Source organism: Sphingomonas sp. Leaf4 (assembly GCF_920939515.1).
Classification (GTDB): Bacteria; Pseudomonadota; Alphaproteobacteria; order Sphingomonadales; family Sphingomonadaceae; genus Sphingomonas.
Map to the genome: position 1 here is coordinate 178,436 of NZ_CAKLBB010000007.1, position 20,358 is coordinate 198,793.

Below are 20,358 nucleotides of genomic sequence, written 5' to 3' on the forward strand. Positions count from 1 at the left end.
GCGGGTCCCGGTGGCGCAGGAGACGGCGACGATGCACTTCCCCGCTGAACTGATCGACCGGGTCCGGGCCGGATCGTCGTTCCTTTCGACGCTGCTCGACCGCGAGGCCGCTTTTCTCGACGGGCTTGCCGGATTCGATGTCGATCCGCTGGCGGCGGTCGCGGTGGACGACCCCGCGATGGCGATCGGCCAGCGGCTGCGGATCGAGCGGCGGCGGCTGGCGCTGCTGGTCGCGCTGGGCGACCTTGCCGGGGTCTATGATCTTGCCGCCGTCACCCATGCGCTGAGCGACTTCGCCGACCATGCGCTGACCCGCGCGATCCATGCCGCGATCGAGGAGCGCACGCCGGGCGCCGCGCCGACCGGCTTCGCCGCGATCGCGCTCGGCAAGCAGGGCAGCCGCGAACTCAACTATTCGTCCGACATCGATCCGATCCTGCTCTACGATCCGGCGACGTTGCCCCGGCGCGAGCGCGACGACCCGGCCGAGGCGGCGGTGCGCATCGCCCGTCGCGCAACCGAACTGCTCCAGACGCGCGACGGCGATGGCTATGTCCTGCGCGTCGACCTGCGGCTGCGGCCCTCGCCCGAAGCGACGCCGATCGCGCTGCCGGTCGATGCCGCCGTCTCCTATTATGAATCCGCCGCGCTGCCATGGGAACGCGCCGCCTTCATCCGCGCGCGGGCGGCGGCGGGCGATACCGCGCTCGGCCGCCGGTTTCTGGAGGCGATCCGTCCGTTCGTATGGCGACGCGCGCTCGATTACGGCGCGATCGGCGAGATCCGCGACATCACCCGCCGCATCCGCGACCATTATGCCCAGGGGCAGGCGTTCGGCCCCGGCTTCGACCTGAAGCGCGGCCGCGGCGGCATCCGCGAGACGGAGTTCTTCGCGCAGGTTCACCAACTGGTCCACGGTGGGCGCGACCCGGCGCTCCGCGCGCCTGCGACGCTCGACGCGCTGGCGGCGCTGGCGCAGGCGGGCCGGATCGCCCCCGACGAAGCGACGACGATGGCGCAGGGCTACACGCTGTTCCGCACGATCGAACACCGCCTGCAAATGGTCGACGATCGCCAGACGCACAGCCTGCCCGCGCAAGGCGCAGCGCTCGACAATGTCGCCCGGCTCCACGGCCTGGCCGATGGCGCGGCGCTGCTCGACCTGCTCCGCCCGCACGTCACGGCGGTCGCCTTGGTCTATGACCGGCTCGACGGGGCGGGGAGCACGACGCTCCCCGCCGAGCCCGCCTCGCTCGCCCGGCGGCTGGCGGCGGCGGGGTTCGCCGATGGCGAGGCGGCGGCGCGGCGGATCGGCGACTGGCGCGGCGGGGCCTATCCCGCGCTGCGCAGTCCCGCCGCGCGCGCCGCGCTGGAGGACAGTCTGCCGCAACTGGTCGACGGTCTCGCCACCGCCGCCGATCCGCATGCCGCGCTGTTGCGGCTCGACGCGATGCTGGCGCGGTTGCCGAGCGCCATCAACCTGTTCCGCCTGCTCGAAGCGCAACCGGCGCTCGCCCGCCTGCTCAGCACCATCCTGTGCCACGCCCCAACGCTGGCCGATGCGCTGGCCAGGCGGGCGACGTTGCTCGACGCGCTGATCGATGCCCGCGCGCTCGACCCCGTCGGCAGCGTCGCCGAACTGGTGGCGATGATGCAAACGCGCGCGGGCGAGGGCTATGAACGGTTGCTCGACCATGTCCGTGACGTGGTGAACGAACAGCGCTTCATGCTGGGCGTGCAGGTGGTGGCGGGCACCGGCGATCCGCTGGCGGTGGCGGGCGGCTATGCCCGCGTCGCGCAAGCGGCGGTGGAGGTGCTGACGCAGGCGACCGTGGCCGACTTCACCCGCCGCCACGGGCGCGTTCCCGAGAGCGAACTGGTGGTGCTGGCGCTCGGCCGGCTGGGTGGCGGCGCGCTGACCCATGCCTCCGATCTCGACCTCGTCTATTGCTTCACCGGCGATTTCTCCGCCGAATCGGATGGGGCCAAGCCGCTCGGCGCGGTCCTCTACTACAATCGCCTCGCCCAGCGGCTGACCGCCGCGCTGTCGGTCCAGACCGCCGCCGGGCCGCTGTACGAGGTCGATACCCGCCTGCGTCCCTCGGGCGCGCAGGGGCCGCTGGTCGTCTCGCTCGCCGGGTTCGAACGCTATCAGCGCGAGGATGCGTGGACATGGGAGCATATGGCGCTCGCCCGCGCCCGGCCGATCGCCGGATCGGTGGCGGCGCGGGGGCAGGCGGCGGCGATCATCGACCGGGTGCTGCGTGGCGACCGCCCGCTGCGCGACGTGACCGCCGAAGCGGCGGCGATGCGCGAGGAGATGGCCCGCCACAAGCCGCCCGCCGGCCCGCTTGATGCGAAGCTCGGGGAGGGCGGCCTCGTCGACCTCGAATTCACGGTCCACGTTCTGCAACTGCGCCACCACATCGGCCTCACCCCCGATCTGGGCGCGGCGATCGACGCGCTGGTCGCCGCCGGGCTGCTACCGCGCACGATGCGGCAGGCGCACGACTTCCTCACCCGACTGATCGTCGCGATGCGCCTCGTCGCGCCCGACGCGCAGCCGCCCGCGCCCGCCACCCGCCCGATCCTTGCGGCGGCGCTGGGCGAGCCCGACTGGGCGGCAAGCCTTGCCACGCTCGATGCCACGCGGCAGGCGGTGTCCGCCGCATGGGCCGCGGTACGACAGGGGAGCGACGGACAATGAACATCGGCGACATGGCACCTTCGGTCCGCCTGACCGGCAGCGACGGCACGCCCTTTGCCCTCCACGACAGGATCGGTAGCGGTCTCATCGTCTATTTCTATCCCAAGGCGGACACGACCGGTTGCACCCGCGAAGCGCAGGACTTTTCCGTGGCTGAGGGCGAGTTCGCCGCCGCCGGTTTCACGATCCTCGGCGTCTCGCGCGACACCCCGGCCAAGCTCGCGCGCTTCGCCGCCAAACATGATCTCACCGTCCCGCTGGCGTCGGACGAGGACGGATCGGTTTGCGAAGCCTTTGGCACATGGGGCGAAAAGCAGATGTACGGTCGCACCTATATGGGTATCGAACGCGCGACCTTCGCTGTCGCCGCCGATGGTCGCCTCACCCATGTCTGGCGCAAGGTGAAGGTCCCCGGCCACGCCGCCGCCGTGCTCGCTGCGGTGCGCCACGCGGGTTGATCCGAATCGATTGCGATACCGCTACCAACCGCGCCGTGATGCGGATGACCCGTCCACGCATTGCATCGTTAACGCTTCGCCGCGCGATGGCGGCGGTTGGCCGCGCGCGAACCCCCTGCCCAGTTGCATAAAGGGCACAGAGTCGGTCATTCCCTCGTTCCGTCGAGGCGCGGAGGGGCTGCTGTCGAGACAAGGGTTCACCGAACGTGTCGGGCTACCGGCATGATCGCAACGCTGGGTCGCGAAACCATAATGCCGAATACGTCTGTATCGAACACGAACACCGCGATCGTCAGCCGGTTCCGTGATTTCTTCCGTACCCGCGACTTTCTGTTGCACGACGGCCGCCGCCTGCGCCGCCTGTCGATCCCCGGCCGGGCTCAGGCACTCGCCGCCGGTTTCGCCGCCATCACCGTCGCCTTCTCGGGCTATGGCATGGGCCATGCCGCGCTCGGCACCGCCGCCGCCGCCGGGCTGGTCGATGGCCCCAGCGCCGAAACCCGCGTCGCCGCGATGCAGCAGCAGGTCAAGGCAATGCGCGCCGACGTCGTCCGCCTGCGCGCCGATGCCCGCGCCCATGCCGCCCGGATCGATCGCCGCCAGCAGGCGCTCGCGGCCGTGCTCACCGGATCGGACGACGCCGACCAGCTCGTCCTCGCCGCGCTTGCCCAGCCGTCGGTCGATGCCGCGCCGATCGTCACCCGCCCGTTCGATCGCGTCGCCCGCCGTCAGGCGACGATGGCGGCACAGGCGAAGGCGATGGCCGACGCCCGCTATGCCGATACCGCGCGTTCGATGAAGCGCCTCGGCCTCAATCCGCGCCGCGTCGCCCCGGCGATGGGCGGTCCCTATGAACCTGTCGATGCCGCGACGGCCGCGGCGGCCACCGCCAATGCGCCGACCGCCGATGCCGCCGCCGACGCCCAGTTCCGCGCGCTGTTCCTGAGCTGGAAGAAGCTCGACGGCATCGAACAGGCGGCGATCTCGATCCCCTCGTTCCAGCCGGTGGCACACATGGCGTTCACCAGCAACTTCGGCGTCCGCTCCGACCCGTTCCGCGGCACCGCTGCGATGCACGCCGGGGTCGACATCCCCGGCCCGATCGGCACCCCGGTCTATGCCACCGCCGACGGTATCGTCGCCCGCGCCGAACGCGCCGGCGGCTATGGCAACCTCATCGAAGTGAACCACGGCAAGGGCATTGCCACCCGCTACGGCCATCTCTCCAAGATCCTCGTGTCCGACCATGCCCGGGTGAAGCGCGGCCAGTTGATCGGCCTGATGGGCTCGACCGGCCGCTCGACCGGCAGCCACCTCCATTACGAAGTCCGCATTGACGGCTCGGCGGTGAACCCCGCCCCCTATCTGCAGGCCGGCGAACTGGCGATGGCCGCCGACCGCGCCCAGCGTCAACGGCTGGGGATGGGCGGCCCGGCGAACTGATACCGGCCGATGTCGTTCTTCCCGCGAAGGCGGGATTACAGCCTGCCCGCGTCGCTCCCTGCTGTCCGATAAGCCGTCATCCCCGCGCAGGCGGGGATCCATATACGCCGACGGTTCGGCTCCATTACGAAACATGGCGTCTATGGATTCCCGCCTTCGCGGGAATAACGCTGTCGATGTGGCGGACTTTCGAACGGGCCAAGCTCGCCACCTGTCGCAACCTATAGTTGCCCCCAGCCGTCCCGGCGCTTATCTCCCTCCCATGGACGCCATCCCCGAAGTCACCCTGTCGCCCGCCGCCGCCGCGCGCGTGGCCGCGATCGCCGCCAAGCAGGCGAAGCCCGCGATCCTGCGCCTCTCGGTCGAGGGGGGTGGCTGTTCGGGCTTTCAGTACCGTTTCGGCCTCGCCGATGCGCCCGACGGCGATGACCTGATCGCCGAAACCGACGGGGTGCGACTGGTGGTCGACTCCGTAAGCATCGATCTGGTGCGCGGGGCCGAGGTCGATTTCGTCGAATCGCTCGGCGGCGCGGCGTTCCGCGTCACCAATCCGCAGGCGGCCTCGGGCTGCGGCTGCGGCACCAGCTTCGCCGTCTGACGTGAAGATCGTCACCTACAACGTCAACGGCATCAAGGCGCGACTGCCCCGGCTGATCGAATATCTGACCGAGGAAGCGCCCGATATTGTGTGTCTTCAGGAACTGAAGTCGAGCGACGAAACCTTTCCCGAAGCCGAGATCCGCGACGCCGGCTATGGCGCGCTGTGGCATGGGCAAAAGGGCTTCAACGGCGTCGCGGTGCTGGCCAAGGGGGTCGATCCGGTCGAGCGCCAGCGCGGCCTCGCCGGCGAGGACGAAGATGCGCACAGCCGCTATCTCGAAGCGGAGGTGAACGGGCTGGTCGTCGCCTCGATCTACCTGCCCAACGGCAATCCGCAGCCCGGCCCCAAGTTCGACTACAAGCTGCGCTGGATCGATCGCCTGCGCGCCCGCGCCGCCGACCTGCTGGTTGGGGAGCGTCCGGTGGTGCTGGCGGGCGATTACAACGTCATACCCAACGACGACGACGTATTCTCGGTCCGCGCGATGGCGAGCGACGCGCTGATGCAGCCCGAATCGCGTGCCGGCTACCGCGCCTTGCTGGCGCAGGGCTGGACCGATGCGCTGCGTACCCGCTTTCCCAAGGGCGGGGTGTGGACCTTCTGGGACTATCAGGCGGGATCGTGGCAACGCGACGCCGGCTTCCGCATCGATCATCTGCTGCTCAGCCCGACCGCCGCCGACCGGCTGATCGATGCCGGCGTCGACAAGGCGCATCGCGGCCGGGAACGCGCCAGCGACCACGCGCCGACATGGGTCCGCCTGCGGTGATCCGCGTGCCCGTGGTGGCGCTGGCCGCGCTGCTGCTGCCCGGCGTGGCGCAGGCGCGCGACTATTGCTCGACCCGGCCGAGCCTCGGCCAGTCGGCGTGCGTGCTCGATCCCGGCCGGGTCGCGATCGAAACCGCGCTGTCGGACTGGGAACGCGACGATGACAGCGACACCGTGTTGTTCGGCGACAGCCTGTTGCGGATCGGCCTGACCGACCGGGTCGAGGCGCAGATCGGCTGGACCCCGCTGGGCATCGCGCGCGGCCGTGATGATGGCCGTCGCACGGCGCGCAGCGGCGACGTGACGCTCGGGGGCCGGATCAATCTCCACCATCCCGACGGCAGCGGCCTGTCCTATGGCCTGCAACCCTCGCTGACCATACCGATCGGTCGCGCGCCGATCGGCGACGGCCAATGGAGCGCGGCGCTGATCGCCCCGATCACCTATGATCTGGGCAAGACGTTCAACGTGCAATTCTCGCCACAGGTCGCCGTGACCGACGGCGATGTCGATCCGGGGGCGGTGCTGGGCCTCGATATCGCAATCGGCGAAAAATGGACGACGACGGCGGAACTGCAATGGCAACGCGCCGATCATAGCGGGCAGGCGAGTGCCGCGCTGTCGGTGGCATGGCAATTGTCCGACGACCTGTTCCTCGATGCCGGCGGCGTAGTCGGCCTCAATGCCGCCGCGCCGTCGCTGCGTTGCTACAGCGGTATCTCGCGCCGATTCTGACCTTGACGGCGCTGTCCTACACTCGCGCGCCGCGCCATATCGTCATGGTTGACGGGGCGGGGCACTATTGCGAACGCTACGCAACAAAACGCGGGCAAGTGTAAACTTTGTAAACTTTGGCGGCCGTATGGCTATCCCAACCAATGGCGTAATTCGCCGCGAATTGGTTGCATTTCCCACAGCTACAACTGTAGTCATTATGTAAGCCATTGATTTATAGAGGATCGTAAAACTGGCACGGCAGGTGCAATGCTATGAGCAAGCCCGGTGAAACACCGGACTGCACAGGGAGACAGCATCATGACCACCATCCGCCTCGTCGCTTCGCTCGCCCTCGGTCTCGCCATCGCGACCCCCGCGATCGCCGCCGAACCCGATACCGTCGCGACCACGACGACCGCCGCCACCGCTGCCGGCACCACGACCGCCGCGTCGGTCCTGCCCGCATCGAAGACCCGCTATTGCGTCCAGCTCGACCTGACCGGCACCCGGATCAACCGTTTCCGCTGTGAAACCCGCCGTAACTGGCAGGCGATGGGCGTCGATATTGACGCGATGCTCAAGACCAGCCGCCGCTAATCCCGAAAAAGGACCGATCCGATGGCCTTCTCGACCCTGATCGCGGCGCTGTTCCTCACCGCCGCCCCATCCACCGCCGCGACGGTGACGGTAACCGCCCCGCTCACCGGCGCGATGCGCGACGGCACGCCGCTGTCCGCCGGGACGAAGATTTGCATCCGCAGCCCCCGTCCGGCATCGCACCTCCCGCTCGTCGAATGCCGGCGCTATGCCGACTGGCTGGCCGAAGGCGTCAACCCCACGAAGCTGCGCCGCATCCGCTAAACCCCGCCCGCCGGCACGGGAGCAAAGCCCGGCACCAACCCCTTTATCGACGGAACCCATCCATGCCGATCGCGACCCTGTTCGCGGCGCTGCTCCTCGCTGCGCCACAGGTGGCAACCCCTGCCGCCGCCACGCTTGCCACCACGACGATCCAGCTTGCCGACGGCACGCCGATCCGCCCGACGACCCGCGTCTGTTTCAAGAACGCGCGGACGGGGTCGATCACCCCGACCAAGCTGTGCCGCAGCTACGCCCGCTGGCTGCGCGACGGCATCGACCCCGCACTGGCGCAGCGCATCCGCTAAGCGCCGTCAAAGCTGGCGTTCGTACATCTGGTAAATGCGGTTGATGCGGCTGTCGATCGTCGTCGCGATCGCGTTCATGCCCTGATTGTCGTCGAGCACCCAGCCGATCTCGCCGCGCGACGCGCCGAACTTCGCCACCGCGTCGCGGCGGATATATTCGATCATCATGAAGGCAAGCTGGCTCGCCATGCGCGACGCCTGCAATTTCTTGACCACGCCCATCAACGGCACGCGCATCGTCCGCGCCTTGGGCGCGCGCAGCCACAGCAGCAGCTTGGCCCAGTTGAACGGCAACAAATTGCCCTTCATCGGTTTGAGCGGCTCGTTCATGTCGGGCAGGGTAATCATGAAGGCGACGGGTTCGCCGTCCAGCTCGGCGATACGGATCAGGTCGCCGAACACCAGCGGCTTCAGCTTCTTGCCGACGTCGTCGACCTCGGGCTGGGTCAGCGGCACGAAGCCCCAGTTGTCCGACCACGCATCGTTCAGAATCCGCAGGATGATCGCCGCCTCGTCGGCGAACTTCGACTTGTCGACCCGGCGGATATGGATGCGCGGGTTCTTCTCGCCCGCCGCGACGATGCGCTGGACGATCGGCGGAAAGTCCCTGGTGATGTCCAGCTCATAGGTGACGAGCTGCTTGACGCCCTGATAGCCCGCCGCCTCGATCCATCCCTGATATTGCGGCAGGTGATGGCCCATCAGCACGGTCGGGCTATGGTCGTGTCCCTTGATGAGCAGTCCGGGCTCTTCCCAGATCGACAGGCTGCACGGCCCGATCGCCTTGGTCATGCCCTTGCCGCGCAGCCATTCCTCGGCCGTCGCGATCAGCGCCGCTGCGGTCTCGCCATCCTCCGCCTCGAACATACCCCAAAAGCCGACACCGGGACCAAAGCCCTTGTCGGCGGGCATCGTCAGCGCCAGCGTGTCGATATGCGCCGAAATCCGTCCAACTACCCGGCCGTCGCGCTCGGCGATATGAAGCTGCCCCTCGGCATGGCTGAACCAGCCGTTCTTCTTGGGGTCGATCGTCGCGGCGACTTCCGATTTCAGCGGCGGCACCCAATGCGGATCATTGGCATACAGGCGATAGGGCAGGGCGATGAACGCCTTGCGATCGGCGGCGGACAGGACCGGACGGACGGTGATCGACATGGCTTCCCCCCAAACGACAACGGGGCGGCAATGCGCCGCCCCGGTTCAAACATCAAATGACAAATCGGTCATCCGCGGTAACGCGGGTGCCCCTTGGCGACGCCACCCGACAGTTCGGCGACCTTCGGATATTTCTTCGCGACATCCTCGGTATAGCCGAGGTTGAAGACGGTCGGGCTCTTCTCCGGGCGTTCCGAACGCTCGTAATGGGTCCCGAAAATCTTGTCCCAGAAGAAGTTGGTGATGCCGAAATTGCCATGCTCGTCGTGGAAGTGATGCGCCATGTGCTTGCGCTTCCATGCGACCAGCAGCTTGTTCTTTGGCTTGTAGGCCAGATGCTGGATGCAGTGGCAGAATTCGTAGAAGCAGGTGGTCAGCAGCCCCGTCGCCAGCGCGGCCATCGCGCCGCCGAACCCGCCGATGGCATAGCCGACCGGTGCGGTCGCGATCGCGATCGCCGGCAGCGTGGTGTGGAGCGCACCGAACAGGACCTCCAGATGGTTGGGGTCCTGATGATGGTCGTAATGGATGCGCTTCCACGTCGCGGCGAGCGGCGCGAACTTGAACATCCAGTTGGAATGCAGCACCCAGCGGTGCAGCACATACCACACCAGCGGATAGGCGACGATCGCGATGCCGATCGACGCCAGCGTCGGGACCAGCGGCGCGGGCGACCAGATGAACAGGCCGACCGCGACGACCGACAGCGCCAGATAGGCGATGATCGCCGGATACTGGAAAAACGCGACGACCAACTCCTTGAAGGTCATCTTGTCGAGATGGTGCGACTTCTTCCAGAAGCCCTGCTTCTCGGTGATCGCGGTCATCGGCACAACTTCCTCAAACGATTCCTTGACCGGGCATGTAACGCCCATTGTGATGCTTTGGCGGCGCTTTGCGGCCAAAGTGGGACGGTATCGCGTCTATTCCTCGGTACGGATCAGCACGGCCTCACCGATCAGGAAGAACAACAGGAACGGCGCCCAAGCCGCCAGAAACGGCGGATAGGCACCCAGGTTCCCCATCGCCAGCGCGAAATTGTCCGCCACGAAATAGGTAAAGCCAAGCGCCATTCCAATGACCGCGCGGACGAACAATTTGCCCGATCGTGCCACGCCGAACGCCGCGACCGCCGCCAGCAGCGGCATCAGCACCGCCGACAACGGCCCCGACAGCTTGTGCCACAATGCGCCTTCCAGCGCCTTGGTCGGGCGGCCGGCTTCGGTCAGATCGTCGATCGCCACCGATAGCTGGGTGAACGACAGGCCATCGGGATCGACGTTCTGGAGCGTGAACTGGTCGGGCCGCACGCCGCCGGCGATGCGCAGCGTGCCCAGCCGTTCGCGCAAGCCCGTCGCGACGGTGAAGCGCTCCGCCCCTTCGATCCGCCATGCGCCATCCTCGCGCCGCCCCGCGCTGGCGGTAACGAGCGCGCGGAGCGAGGAGCCTTCGCGAGTGTAGACGGTGATTCCGCGCAGCCGGGTGGCCTCACCCCGACCCGACACCTGCCGTACCTGGATCAGATTGTCACCGTCGCGCACCCATACGTTGGTGCGATCGCCACGGTCGACCGGCATCGGTCCATAGTCGACATTGTCCCATGCGGTGAGCGTCGCGGTGGCGCGCGCCACGACCCGCTCGTTGAAGCCGAACGACAGCGCGGCGACGCCGAAGCTGGCGAGGATCAGCGGGGCGAGTACCTGATGCGCCGACAGGCCGGCGGCTTTCAGGCTGATGATCTCGCTGTTCTGATTGAGCTGCGTCAGCGTCAGGATCGTGCCGAGCAGGACCGAAAAGGGCAGGAAACGGGCGACGATCTGCGGCGTGCGCAGCGACACGTAGCGCAGGATTTCTGCCTGCCCGTTGCCCGGCTGGGCAAGGATTTTGCCGCTTTCGCTGAGCAGGTCGAGCGCCTGCAACACCAGCACCAGCGCGAACAGGATCGCGAAGGTCCGCACGAGGAACAGCCGCGCCATATAGACGGCAATCGTGGTCGAGGGGAACAGCGCGCGCATCACGCCGTCGCCTTGCGCTTGCCCGGCAGATACCGGCCGATCAGTTTGCCAAGCTTGGCGGCACCGCGTTCCAGCCCGCCGATCGGCTGGCCGCCGGGGACATAGGCGACGACATAATAGAGCCGGAACACCAGCGCGGCGAACAGCAGGAACGGCCCCCACAGCGCGATGATCGGATCGATCCGGCCGAGGCCGCCGACCGCTTCGCCATATTCATTGACCTTGTGATAGGTCACGAGCAGCACGATCGACAGGAACACGCCGAGCGCCGAGGATGATCGCTTGGCCGGCACGCCGAGCGCCAGCGCCAGCAGCGGCAACAGGAACATCGTCGCCACCTCCGCCAGCCGGAAGTGGAAATTGGCGCGCGCCGCGTCGCGATCCTCCTCGCTGACCTTGGGATCATGACCAGCCACGGCGAGCTGCGGCAGCGTCTGTTCGAGGTCGCGGCCGCCGCGCGGGCGGAAATTGCCGAACTTGGGCAGATCGATCGGCAGGTCGTGCGCGGTGAAGGTCAGCGTGCGCGGCACGCGGAAATCGGGCGCGTTGTGGATCAGCGTGCCATTGGTCAGGCGAAAGATGATCGTGTTGGGATCGTCGGTGCGCAGGAACTGGCCGCGCTCGGCGGTCACGCCCAGCCACTGGCCGTCGCGCTGGCTGGCCTGTACGAAGATGCCGCGCAGGTCGGCACCCGACCCACGGCTTTCCTCGATGCGCAGCGTCATCCGGTCGCCCAGCTTGGTGAATTCGCCGACCTTGATCGACGCGCCGAGCGCGCCCGAGCGCAGTTCGAAGCGCAGCGCCTCGTAATTATAGCGCGCGAGCGGCTGGACGAAGCCAACGATCGCAAGGTTCGCCGCCGCCAGCACCGTCGCATAGTAGAAGGGCACGCGCAGCAGCCGCCAATAGCTCATACCGACGCCGAGCATTACGTCGAGCTCGGACGAGGTTGCGAGCTTGCGAAAGGCGAGCAGGATGCCGAGCATCAGCCCGATCGGGATGCCCAGCCCCAGATACTCGGGCAGCAGATTGGCCAGCATGCGCCACACGACGCTGACCGGTCCGCCTTCGGCCGCGACGAAGTCGAACAACCGCAGCATCCGGTCGAGCACGAGCAGCATCGCCGAAATCAGCAGGGTCGAGAACAGCGGCACCGCGATCAGCCGGGCCATGTAGCGATCGATCGATGGCATGGGCACGGCTATAGCGGAGGTTGCGGGCGAAGCTAGTCCCGTTGCGAGGGTGCTACTGCTCCCCTCCCTGGCAAGGGAGGGGAGTAGGTCGGATCAGATCGCGCCAACCGCCTTGCCGGCGGCCTCGAACATGCCGATGATCGTCTCGACCTGTTCGGCGCTATGCTCGGCACATAGCGAGCAGCGCAGCAGGAAGGTGCCGGCCGGGGTCGCGGGCGGACGCGCCATGTTGACGTACAGGCCGCCGTCGAGCAGCGCCTGCCACATCGCCACCGCCTGGGCCTGATCCTCGAGGATCACGGCGATGATCGCCGATTGCGGCGTATCGGTGCCGAGCTTCAGCCCCAGATCCTTCAGCCCGCCGTGCAGCCGCTTCGAATTGCGCCACAGATGCGCGCGCTTGTCGCCGGCATGGCGGAGCTTGCGGATCGACGTCGCAGCGGTGGCGACTACCGATGGCGGCAGCGAGGCGGTGAAGACATAGGGCCGGCATACCAGCCGCATCACGTCGAACTTCGGATGGTTGGAGACGCAGAAGCCGCCGACCGTGCCGACCGATTTGGAGAAGGTGCCGACGACAAAATCGACATCCGCCTCGACGCCCTGTTCCTCATACACGCCGCGCCCGTTGGGACCGAAGAAGCCCATGCCGTGCGCCTCGTCGACCAGCACCATGCAGCCGTGCTTCTTGGCCACCGCGACCATTTCGGGCAGCGGCGCGATGTCGCCGAGCATCGAATAGACGCCTTCGAGCACCACCAGCTTGCCTGGCTCTTTCGGCAGGCGCCCGAGCCGCTTGTCGAGATCCTCGACCGAATTGTGGCGGAAGCGCACGACCTCGGCATTGCCGAGCGCGCAGCCGTCGTAGATCGAGGCATGGCTGTCGGCGTCGAGGATGATATATTCGCCCTTGCCGACCAACGTCGAGATGATGCCGAGGTTCGCCTGATAGCCGGTCGAGAACACCATGGCGTGGGTCGTGCCGTAGAATTCGCGCAGCGCCGCTTCGCAATCCTTGTGCGGATCATAGGTGCCGTTCAGCACCCGGCTGCCGGTGGTGCCCGATCCGAACTCGTCGAGCGCCTTCTTGCCCGCCGCGATCACGTCCGGGTCGAAGGTCATGCCCATATAGTTGTAGGTGCCGAGCAGGATCGTGTCCTTGCCGCGGATCACCGCTTGGGTCGGTGACTTCACCTCGTCCATCACGATCGCGAACGGATCGCGCACGCCGGTCGCCAGCAGCGCCTCGCGTTCGGCGATCAGCGCGTCGAACTTGCTGAGTAGATCGCGTTCGGGCGCGACCGGGCTCGGGTCGGCGGGGAGGGCGTGCGGCGTGGCGGCGGCTTCGGTCATGTTCGGGGCCTTATGTCTTCAGGCGGTCTTCAGCTTCTCGACGGCATCGGCCAACTGGCCGACCGTCTCGATCTCGGCCTGCATGTTCATGGTGATGACGATGTCGAATTCATCCTCGACCGCCGCCACGAAATCCATGACGGTCAGGCTGTCCCATTCGAGATCGCCGGCAAAGGTCGTCGCATCGGTGAGCGCCACGCCCTTCTTGTTGAAGGGGTCGATCAGGCCGGTGATGGTGGCGAGGGTGGCGGCACGGTCGCTCATGCGGGTCTTTCCAATATGCGTGGTTGCGCGGGCCTATAGCAGACCATGCGCACGATACCATGCCGCCGTATCGCTAAGGCCGCGTGGCGTGGCGATGCGCGGTTCCCACAGCTCGGCGGGCGGACGGCGTGCCGGGTCGGCGGTCCAGTCGGGATGGGCGAGATAGCGGGCGCGGTCGGGGGTCAGCTTGGCCCCGCTACCCCGAAACCTGCGGTCGATGCGCGCACCCAATCGCAGCAGCCGTTCGGGCAGATGCAGCGGCAGCACGCGCTGCCCGACCGCCCGCCCGATCAGCCGGGCCAGTTCGGCATGGGTCAGCGGGTTGCCATCGTCGACCTCGTACAGATCGTGCGCACCGGGCCGATCGGCGAGGGCGAGCAGCAACCGCGCCAGATCGTCGACCGCGACCAGCGCGAGCCGGCCGGGCGGCGGCAGGAGCGCGAGCCCGATCTTCGCCATGCGGAACATGTCGCGCCATTCGGTATCGCCCGGACCATACACCCCGCTCGGGCGGACGATCGTCCAGTCGAGATCGCTCGCCTCGACCACCGATTCACCGGCGCGTTTGGAAGCGCCATAGGCCGATAGCTGCGGCTCGCGGGCGGAGAGCGAGGAGACATGGACGAAGCGGCGGGAACCGGCGGCCAGCGCCGCATCGACCATCGCCTGCGTGCCGGTCACGTTGCCGGCGGTGAACCCCGCCGCGTCCGGCGCACTCACCACGCCGGCGAGGTGCAGGACGACATCGGCACCGCCGACCAGTTCGTTCAGGCTCTCCGGCCGGTCGAGCGCGCCGCGTACCCAGCTTACGTTCGGCTCGGCCGGTTGCGCCCGGCGGGTAAGCGCGCGGATGTGCCAGCCGGCACTGGCACCCAGCGCGATCACGCGGCGGCCGACGAAACCGGTGCCGCCGGTCAGCGCCATCGTCTTCACAGCAACGCCATATGATTGCGGTGAACCAGCGCCGAACGCGGCGCGTACCCGAGCAGGTCGCCCAGCTCGTCGCTGCGCCGCCCGACGATCCGCGCGGCGTCGATCGCGTCATATTCGGCGAGGCCACGCGCCACGGTGCGACCATCGGTGGCGACGATGCGGATCAGGTCGCCGCGCGCGAAATCGCCCTCGACCGACACCGCCCCGGCGGGCAGCAGGCTGCGTCCCGAAGCAAGGGCTGCGACCGCGCCGGCATCGACGCGGATCGCCCCGCGATCGGTCAGCCCGCCTGACAGCCATGCCTTGCGCGCCGGGGCATGGCGTGGGGCGGCGAACACCGTGCCATGGCCGGTCGCGGCGAAGCGAGCGAGCGGATGGTCGATCCGCCCACTGGCGATGGCAAGCGTCGCGCCGGCGGCGGTGGCGATGCGCGCCGCCTCCACCTTCGACACCATGCCGCCCGATCCCATGCCCGACGACGAGCGGCTGTCCGCCATGCCGAGGATCGTCGCGTCGATCGTCTCGACATGGGGAATGAGGCGCGCATCGGGGTTGGCGTGCGGATTGCTGTCGTACAGCCCGTCGATGTCCGACAGCAGGATGACGCCGTTGGCGCGCGCCGCCGCGCCGACCCGCGCGGCCAGCCGGTCGTTGTCGCCGAAGCGGATTTCTTCCGTAGCGACGCTGTCGTTCTCGTTCACCACCGGCACGACGCCCAGCTTGAGCAGCCGCCCGAGTGTCGCGGCGACGTTCAGATAGCGGCGGCGGTCCTCCAGATCGTCGAGCGTGACGAGCAGTTGCGCGGCGGTGAGGCCATGATTGCCGAGCAATTCCGCCCAGACGCTCGACAGCGCGATCTGTCCGGTCGCGGCGGCGGCCTGCGCATCCTCTAGGCTCGCCCGGCCGCCCCTGGGCAGCCCGAGCCGCCGCGCACCAAGCGCGATCGCTCCCGACGAGACGACGACGACCTGCTGCCCCGCCTTCACCCGTGCGGCGATGTCGGCGACCAGTCCGGCGAGCCAGTCGCGCCGGACCGTGCCGTCGGCCGTGACGAGCAGCGACGAGCCGACCTTGACGACCAGGCGCGGGCCGAACAGGTCGGCGTCGGGGCGGGGGGCGTCGGCTAGACCGGCGACCATTCGCCCGGCTCCCCGTCGGCTTCCCCGGCGTGCATCTCGGACGGGCCGATCGCGGCGAGCAGCCGGTCGAGCACCGCCTCCAGCCCCTGTCCGGTCGCGCCCGACAGCGGGAGTACCGTCGCACCGCTCTCCGCTTCCAGTTCGGCTATCAGCGCGGCAGTCAGTTCCTCGTCGAGCAGATCGGCCTTGTTGAGCGCGATCACCTCGGGCTTCTCGGCGAGATCGGCGCCGTAATTCTCCAGTTCCTGCCGGACGATGCGATAGGCGGCGACCGGATCGTCGACATGGCTGTCGATCAGGTGGAGCAGCACCCGGCAGCGTTCGATATGCCCGAGGAAGCGGTCACCGATCCCGGCGCCTTCGGCCGCGCCCTCGATCAGCCCGGGAATGTCGGCGACCACGAATTCGCGATCGCGGTGGCTGACGACGCCCAACTGCGGGCGGGTGGTGGTGAAGGCATAGGCGCCGACCTTGGCATTGGCGTTGGTCACGGCATTGATGAAGGTCGACTTGCCGGCGTTGGGTAGCCCCACCAGCCCGGCGTCGGCGAGCAGCTTGAGCCGTAGCCACACCCACGCCTCGTCGCCCGGCCAGCCGGTGCCGTGCTGGCGCGGGGCGCGATTGGTCGACGTCTTGTAGCTGGCGTTGCCGCGTCCGCCGTCCCCACCGCGCAGGAACACCTCGCGCTGGCCGGTATGGGTGAAATCGGCGAGAACGGTTTCCTTGTCCTCCGACAATATCTGCGTGCCCACCGGCACGCGGATGACGAGATCGCGACCGCCGCCTCCGGTGCGGTTCGATCCCGAACCGCCCGAACCACGCGGCGCGCGGAAATGCTGGGTGTAGCGAAAATCGATCAGCGTGTTGAGGCCGGCGACCGCTTCGAAAATGACGTCGCCGCCCTTGCCGCCGTTACCGCCGTCGGGGCCGCCATATTCCATGAATTTTTCGCGCCGAAAACTGACGGCGCCGGGGCCACCCACGCCCGAACGGACGAAGATCTTGGCTTGGTCGAGAAAATGCATGGCATCCGCTTAGTCGGAGTCGCGCGATGGGGGAAGGGTGTTCCTTGGGTGTCAGAGCCACCGGTGGAGAACCAGCGCGTCGACCTCGCCCAGCGTCGGATGGTCGAACGCGCCGGGCAGCCGCCCGACCTGTTCGAACCCCAGCGACAACCACAGCCCGATCGCGCGGATGTTGGTAGCGATCACGAAATTATACTGCATCGCGCGGAAGCCGGCGGCGCGGGCATGGTCGAACGAATGCAGCGCCATCGCGCGGGCGATGCCGCGTCCGGTCGCCGCGCCATGCGTCGCATAGCCGCAGTTGGCGACATGCCGTCCGCCGCCGTCCTTGTTCGCCCGGCAGAAATAGCTGCCGAGGACCCGGCCATCGACCTCGGCGACGAACACCGTGTTGCCGGGCGCGTGCCAGAAGGCGAGCGCGGCATCGACCGGCAGGTCGCGGTCGAGCGCATAGCTTTCCCCGGCGCGGACGATCGGTATCAGGATGGCGGTGATGGCCGATGCGTCATCGGGCGTCGCCGGCCGGATCAGCACGGCAGGTCGCCGCGCGTGCGCAGCAATGCGCGGGTCGCCAGGTCGCGCGCCTTTTCGCGCGGCAGGCGGAGCGCCTTCGCCATCGCCCCGCCGAGCAGCGCATCGCCCAGTGCCATCAGCACCAGTTGCAGCGTCTCCTCCGCCAGCGGCAGTTCGCTAAGCGCCTGTTCGCTGCCCAGCCGGTCGACCAGCGCGTGAATCGCATCGAGGATCGGGTCGAGCGCATCGTCGTTGCCCGACAGGATCATCCAGCTCGCCAGTGCGCCGGCGCCTTCGCGATCGAACGCATCGAACGTCAGGTCGACGACCTCGCGCGGATCGTGATCGCCTTCGTGCGCGCGCAGCACCGCCGCGCCGATCGATGCGGTGATCGTCGTCGCCATCCGCTCGGCCAGCGCCTTTTGCAGTCCCGATGCCGACCCGAAATGGTGGAGCAGATTGGCGTGCGTCCGCCCGATCCGAAGTCCGACCGCCTTCAGCGTCACCGCCTGCGGCCCGGCTTCGATCAGCAGATCGCGCGCGGCATCGAGCGCGGCATCGCGCGACGCTTCGGGGGACAGGCGACGGCGAGCTATTGACATCACTGTAAGTAGATCACATTTCGCATCGGTTAGTTGGAGCAGAACCGTGGCGAAAGCAAAGACTCCCGACGATCTGACCATCACCCCGCGCGACGTCCGCTTCGGGCGGGACCGTGCGCCCGGACGCTGGTGGCTGAACGGCGACGCGTACGCCACCGCCTTCTACAACGCGCTGTCGGTCACGTTTCCCAAGGGCGAGGGCTATTTCATCGACAGCGTGCGGGCGTATCAGGATCAGGTGCCCCCGCGGCTGGCGCAAGAAATCCGCGCGTTCGTCCGGCAGGAGGCGATCCATACGCGCGAGCATATGGCGTTCAACCGGCAGGTCACGGATCATGGCTATGACACGTCGCGGCTGGACGCGCGGGTCGACCATGAACTGTCGATCACTCGAGGCAAGCCGCCGATCGCCAATCTGGCGGCGACGATGGCGCTCGAACATTTCACCGCGATCCTCGCGCACGAACTGGTCGCCGATCCCCGCCATCTGGCGGGCGGCGAGCAGCAGGTGGCCGACCTCTGGCGCTGGCACGCGATCGAGGAGATCGAGCACAAGGGCGTCGCCTACGACACCTGGGTCCATGCCACCCGTGACTGGAGCCGGTTCCGGCGCTGGCGGATCAAGGCGCTGGTGATGCTGATCGTGACCGCCAAATTCTTTCGTGGCCGCACCGCCGGCATGCTCGACCTGCTGGCGCAGGACGGATTGACCGGTGCCGGGGTAAAGTGGCGGCTGTTCGGCTATGCGTTCGGCCGGCCGGGCATGGCGCGGCGGGTGCTGGGCGCATGGGCGGCGTTTTTCCTGCCGGGCTTCCATCCATGGAACCTCGACGATCGCGCGCTGATCGGGCTGGTCGACAGCGAGTTCGCCGCGGCACGGCTGGCGACCGCCTGACGCTTGCCTCGCTGGCGGCATCGGCGCAGGGAGAAGCGATGCGAACGGTATCGGAAGACGCGGCGGTCCGGCTCTATCATCTCGACGACGAGGGCGGGGTGGCGACGACCATCCTGTACGGGACATTGTCGGAGGCACTGGCAGCGGCGGCGAATGAGCCGGAAGCGGTTCAGGGCGGGCTGTATCTTCAAACCAGCAGCGACGTCGTCGCCTATCTCGATCTGATCGAAGGGTAGGGGGCGGCGGTCATGGCCGCCCCGATGGTGGCTTACTGATAGCCGCCCTCTTCCTCGCGTTCCTCGGCGGCTTCTTCCTGCGCCTCTTCCATGTCCTTGGGTTCGTTCGGGGTTTCGGGATCGATCATCGGCCGGTTGCCTTTCGCGGGACGGCGGGGGTGCCGTGCGGTATCAACCGCCCGTACCCGTCGCCCGTTCCCGCCGCCGGTCAGGCGACCAGCCGGGGATCGATCGCATATTCGATCGATTCGACATGGCAACCGCGCCCGGCGCTATAGGTCGACAGCGTTTCGCCGGTGGCGGCAAATCCCAACCGCCGCAGCACCGCGCCCGACCCCGGATTGTCGACATAATGTCCCGCCGCCACCCGCTCCACGCCGAGCGCCGCCGCCAGCCGCAGCACCGCGCGGGCCGCTTCGGTCGCATAGCCCCGCCGCCAGGCGCTGGGCGTGATCCAGTAGCCGAGATTGTGCGATATATCCCCGAACGGGCCGATCCCGATCGATCCGATCAGGGCGCATTCGCCCCCGTCGTGCGCGAAGATCAGGAAATGCGGACCGGACGTGGCATAGCCGTTGGCGATCGCGGCCTGCGCATCGGCCAGCGTATAGGGCCATGGCGCGCGCGACAGATTGCGCACGACCGCTTCATGGCCGATCGCGCTGGCCAGGGCAGGGGCGTCCTCGGGCCAGCCGGGGCGCAGGGTCAACCGTTCGGTACGGGCGAACACGGGCTCTCTCCTGAAGCGCGGCACGGATTGTGCGGCGCGGTGGGACCGGAGAGAGCAAAGAAAAAGGGAGCCGGGATGACCCGCCTCCCTCTTGTTGGCTGGTTCCGTTGCCGGAACCCGGGTCACCCTGGTGGGCTACCCGGATAGTAGCCCGTTATTCTGCGGCCTGCGCCTGCATCTCGACATACGCAAACTTGCGGCCGAGCTTGCCTTCCTTGAACGCCACGCGGCCATCGACCAGCGCGAACAGCGTATGGTCCTTACCCATGCCGACGTTCACGCCCGGATAGAACTTCGTGCCACGCTGGCGCACGATGATGTTGCCCGCGACCACTTCCTGGCCACCGAACTTCTTCACGCCAAGGCGACGGCCGGCCGAATCACGACCGTTGCGCGACGAACCGCCTGCTTTTTTATGTGCCATGGTTCAAACTCCTCGTATTCG

24 protein-coding genes are annotated in these 20,358 nt (G+C 67.8%); 11 read left to right on the forward strand and 13 right to left on the reverse strand.

What is annotated here, in order from left to right; translation table 11 throughout:
* Positions 1–31: 31 nt before the first annotated feature.
* The 9 genes from LRA89_RS12365 (at position 32) to LRA89_RS12405 (ending at position 7,860) form a co-directional block, all read left to right on the forward strand.
* Entirely contained in the window at positions 32–2,707 is a 2,676-nt protein-coding gene (locus LRA89_RS12365; protein ID WP_230770453.1) for a bifunctional [glutamine synthetase] adenylyltransferase/[glutamine synthetase]-adenylyl-L-tyrosine phosphorylase, read from the forward strand.
* Complete coding sequence (locus LRA89_RS12370; protein ID WP_056493003.1) at positions 2,704–3,165, forward strand: peroxiredoxin; 462 nt, start codon at positions 2,704–2,706, stop codon at positions 3,163–3,165. Before LRA89_RS12365 ends, LRA89_RS12370 begins: the two co-directional genes overlap by 4 nt.
* A 252-nt stretch (positions 3,166–3,417) precedes the next feature.
* Positions 3,418–4,608 carry a M23 family metallopeptidase gene (locus LRA89_RS12375; protein WP_055755394.1) on the forward strand — a complete coding sequence of 397 codons (1,191 nt, stop codon included), beginning with the start codon at positions 3,418–3,420 and terminating at the stop codon, positions 4,606–4,608.
* Between the two features lie 262 nt (positions 4,609–4,870).
* Positions 4,871–5,206 carry a HesB/IscA family protein gene (locus LRA89_RS12380; RefSeq protein WP_230770460.1) on the forward strand — a complete coding sequence of 112 codons (336 nt, stop codon included), beginning with the start codon at positions 4,871–4,873 and terminating at the stop codon, positions 5,204–5,206.
* Between the two features lies 1 nt (position 5,207).
* Positions 5,208–5,978 (forward strand): exodeoxyribonuclease III, encoded by a 771-nt coding sequence (gene xth, locus LRA89_RS12385; RefSeq protein ID WP_230770462.1) that lies wholly within the window; start codon positions 5,208–5,210, stop codon positions 5,976–5,978.
* Positions 5,975–6,712 (forward strand): transporter, encoded by a 738-nt coding sequence (locus LRA89_RS12390; protein WP_230770464.1) that lies wholly within the window; start codon positions 5,975–5,977, stop codon positions 6,710–6,712. The genes xth and LRA89_RS12390 overlap by 4 nt, the downstream gene beginning before the upstream one ends.
* Positions 6,713–7,012: 300 nt before the next feature.
* Entirely contained in the window at positions 7,013–7,291 is a 279-nt protein-coding gene (locus LRA89_RS12395) for a hypothetical protein (RefSeq protein ID WP_230770466.1), read from the forward strand.
* 21 nt (positions 7,292–7,312) lie between these two features.
* Positions 7,313–7,555, forward strand: coding sequence for a hypothetical protein (locus LRA89_RS12400; RefSeq protein ID WP_055755399.1), 243 nt, complete (start codon positions 7,313–7,315; stop codon positions 7,553–7,555).
* Between the two features lie 62 nt (positions 7,556–7,617).
* On the forward strand, positions 7,618–7,860 hold the full coding sequence (locus LRA89_RS12405) for a hypothetical protein (protein WP_056492988.1): 243 nt from the start codon (positions 7,618–7,620) through the stop codon (positions 7,858–7,860).
* A gap of 6 nt (positions 7,861–7,866) precedes the next feature.
* Here the strand turns inward: LRA89_RS12405 and LRA89_RS12410 are convergent, their stop codons facing one another.
* The 11 genes from LRA89_RS12410 to LRA89_RS12460 form a co-directional block, all read right to left on the reverse strand.
* Positions 7,867–9,015 carry an N-acetyltransferase gene (locus LRA89_RS12410; RefSeq protein WP_230770474.1) on the reverse strand — a complete coding sequence of 383 codons (1,149 nt, stop codon included), beginning with the start codon at positions 9,013–9,015 and terminating at the stop codon, positions 7,867–7,869.
* 68 nt (positions 9,016–9,083) lie between these two features.
* The gene (locus LRA89_RS12415) at positions 9,084–9,842 is read right to left on the reverse strand and encodes a sterol desaturase family protein (protein ID WP_082447975.1); all 759 of its coding nucleotides are present in this window, start codon (positions 9,840–9,842) and stop codon (positions 9,084–9,086) included.
* Positions 9,843–9,938: 96 nt separating this feature from the next.
* Positions 9,939–11,030, reverse strand: a complete 1,092-nt coding sequence (lptG, locus tag LRA89_RS12420; RefSeq protein WP_230770482.1) for an LPS export ABC transporter permease LptG — start codon at positions 11,028–11,030, stop codon at positions 9,939–9,941.
* The gene (gene lptF, locus LRA89_RS12425) at positions 11,030–12,223 is read right to left on the reverse strand and encodes an LPS export ABC transporter permease LptF (protein WP_230770485.1); all 1,194 of its coding nucleotides are present in this window, start codon (positions 12,221–12,223) and stop codon (positions 11,030–11,032) included. Before lptF ends, lptG begins: the two co-directional genes overlap by 1 nt.
* A 93-nt stretch (positions 12,224–12,316) precedes the next feature.
* Positions 12,317–13,576: a serine palmitoyltransferase gene (gene spt, locus LRA89_RS12430; RefSeq protein WP_230770493.1), complete on the reverse strand. Its 1,260-nt coding sequence runs from the start codon at positions 13,574–13,576 to the stop codon at positions 12,317–12,319.
* A gap of 18 nt (positions 13,577–13,594) precedes the next feature.
* Entirely contained in the window at positions 13,595–13,840 is a 246-nt protein-coding gene (locus LRA89_RS12435; protein WP_055755404.1) for an acyl carrier protein, read from the reverse strand.
* Between the two features lie 33 nt (positions 13,841–13,873).
* Positions 13,874–14,764, reverse strand: coding sequence for an NAD-dependent epimerase/dehydratase family protein (locus LRA89_RS12440; RefSeq protein ID WP_230770839.1), 891 nt, complete (start codon positions 14,762–14,764; stop codon positions 13,874–13,876).
* Positions 14,765–14,769: 5 nt separating this feature from the next.
* Complete coding sequence (gene proB, locus LRA89_RS12445; protein WP_230770508.1) at positions 14,770–15,912, reverse strand: glutamate 5-kinase; 1,143 nt, start codon at positions 15,910–15,912, stop codon at positions 14,770–14,772.
* The gene (gene obgE / locus LRA89_RS12450; protein ID WP_230770510.1) at positions 15,897–16,937 is read right to left on the reverse strand and encodes a GTPase ObgE; all 1,041 of its coding nucleotides are present in this window, start codon (positions 16,935–16,937) and stop codon (positions 15,897–15,899) included. The genes proB and obgE overlap by 16 nt, the downstream gene beginning before the upstream one ends.
* A 51-nt stretch (positions 16,938–16,988) precedes the next feature.
* The gene (locus tag LRA89_RS12455) at positions 16,989–17,471 is read right to left on the reverse strand and encodes a GNAT family N-acetyltransferase (RefSeq protein ID WP_230770529.1); all 483 of its coding nucleotides are present in this window, start codon (positions 17,469–17,471) and stop codon (positions 16,989–16,991) included.
* Positions 17,465–18,052, reverse strand: coding sequence for a TetR/AcrR family transcriptional regulator (locus tag LRA89_RS12460; protein WP_055755409.1), 588 nt, complete (start codon positions 18,050–18,052; stop codon positions 17,465–17,467). The genes LRA89_RS12455 and LRA89_RS12460 overlap by 7 nt, the downstream gene beginning before the upstream one ends.
* A gap of 46 nt (positions 18,053–18,098) precedes the next feature.
* Between LRA89_RS12460 and LRA89_RS12465 the strand changes: the two genes are divergently transcribed.
* Both LRA89_RS12465 and LRA89_RS12470 read left to right on the forward strand, forming a co-directional pair.
* The gene (locus LRA89_RS12465) at positions 18,099–18,947 is read left to right on the forward strand and encodes a metal-dependent hydrolase (protein WP_230770539.1); all 849 of its coding nucleotides are present in this window, start codon (positions 18,099–18,101) and stop codon (positions 18,945–18,947) included.
* 38 nt (positions 18,948–18,985) lie between these two features.
* A complete protein-coding gene (locus LRA89_RS12470) occupies positions 18,986–19,183 on the forward strand; it encodes a hypothetical protein (RefSeq protein WP_055755411.1) in 198 nt (65 codons plus the stop codon).
* Between the two features lie 208 nt (positions 19,184–19,391).
* Here LRA89_RS12470 and LRA89_RS12475 read toward each other — a convergent pair whose 3' ends face one another.
* Positions 19,392–19,913, reverse strand: coding sequence for a GNAT family N-acetyltransferase (locus LRA89_RS12475; protein ID WP_156351260.1), 522 nt, complete (start codon positions 19,911–19,913; stop codon positions 19,392–19,394).
* A 154-nt stretch (positions 19,914–20,067) separates the two neighbouring features.
* Positions 20,068–20,337: a 50S ribosomal protein L27 gene (rpmA, locus tag LRA89_RS12480; RefSeq protein WP_055755412.1), complete on the reverse strand. Its 270-nt coding sequence runs from the start codon at positions 20,335–20,337 to the stop codon at positions 20,068–20,070.
* Between the last annotated feature and the right edge of the window lie 21 nt (positions 20,338–20,358).

Coding starts and splice junctions, on each gene's coding strand:
- LRA89_RS12400 (WP_055755399.1), top strand. CDS start 7,313: ATGGCCTTCTCGACCCTGATCGCGGCGCTGTTCCTCACCGCCGCCCCA.
- LRA89_RS12410 (WP_230770474.1), bottom strand. CDS start 9,015: ATGTCGATCACCGTCCGTCCGGTCCTGTCCGCCGCCGATCGCAAGGCG.
- spt (WP_230770493.1), bottom strand. CDS start 13,576: ATGACCGAAGCCGCCGCCACGCCGCACGCCCTCCCCGCCGACCCGAGC.
- LRA89_RS12435 (WP_055755404.1), bottom strand. CDS start 13,840: ATGAGCGACCGTGCCGCCACCCTCGCCACCATCACCGGCCTGATCGAC.
- rpmA (WP_055755412.1), bottom strand. CDS start 20,337: ATGGCACATAAAAAAGCAGGCGGTTCGTCGCGCAACGGTCGTGATTCG.
- LRA89_RS12370 (WP_056493003.1), top strand. CDS start 2,704: ATGAACATCGGCGACATGGCACCTTCGGTCCGCCTGACCGGCAGCGAC.
- LRA89_RS12365 (WP_230770453.1), top strand. CDS start 32: ATGCACTTCCCCGCTGAACTGATCGACCGGGTCCGGGCCGGATCGTCG.
- lptF (WP_230770485.1), bottom strand. CDS start 12,223: ATGCCATCGATCGATCGCTACATGGCCCGGCTGATCGCGGTGCCGCTG.
- LRA89_RS12375 (WP_055755394.1), top strand. CDS start 3,418: ATGCCGAATACGTCTGTATCGAACACGAACACCGCGATCGTCAGCCGG.
- LRA89_RS12460 (WP_055755409.1), bottom strand. CDS start 18,052: ATGTCAATAGCTCGCCGTCGCCTGTCCCCCGAAGCGTCGCGCGATGCC.
- lptG (WP_230770482.1), bottom strand. CDS start 11,030: ATGCGCGCGCTGTTCCCCTCGACCACGATTGCCGTCTATATGGCGCGG.
- LRA89_RS12405 (WP_056492988.1), top strand. CDS start 7,618: ATGCCGATCGCGACCCTGTTCGCGGCGCTGCTCCTCGCTGCGCCACAG.
- LRA89_RS12380 (WP_230770460.1), top strand. CDS start 4,871: ATGGACGCCATCCCCGAAGTCACCCTGTCGCCCGCCGCCGCCGCGCGC.
- obgE (WP_230770510.1), bottom strand. CDS start 16,937: ATGCATTTTCTCGACCAAGCCAAGATCTTCGTCCGTTCGGGCGTGGGT.
- LRA89_RS12440 (WP_230770839.1), bottom strand. CDS start 14,764: ATGGCGCTGACCGGCGGCACCGGTTTCGTCGGCCGCCGCGTGATCGCG.
- LRA89_RS12470 (WP_055755411.1), top strand. CDS start 18,986: ATGCGAACGGTATCGGAAGACGCGGCGGTCCGGCTCTATCATCTCGAC.
- LRA89_RS12395 (WP_230770466.1), top strand. CDS start 7,013: ATGACCACCATCCGCCTCGTCGCTTCGCTCGCCCTCGGTCTCGCCATC.
- LRA89_RS12415 (WP_082447975.1), bottom strand. CDS start 9,842: ATGACCGCGATCACCGAGAAGCAGGGCTTCTGGAAGAAGTCGCACCAT.
- proB (WP_230770508.1), bottom strand. CDS start 15,912: ATGGTCGCCGGTCTAGCCGACGCCCCCCGCCCCGACGCCGACCTGTTC.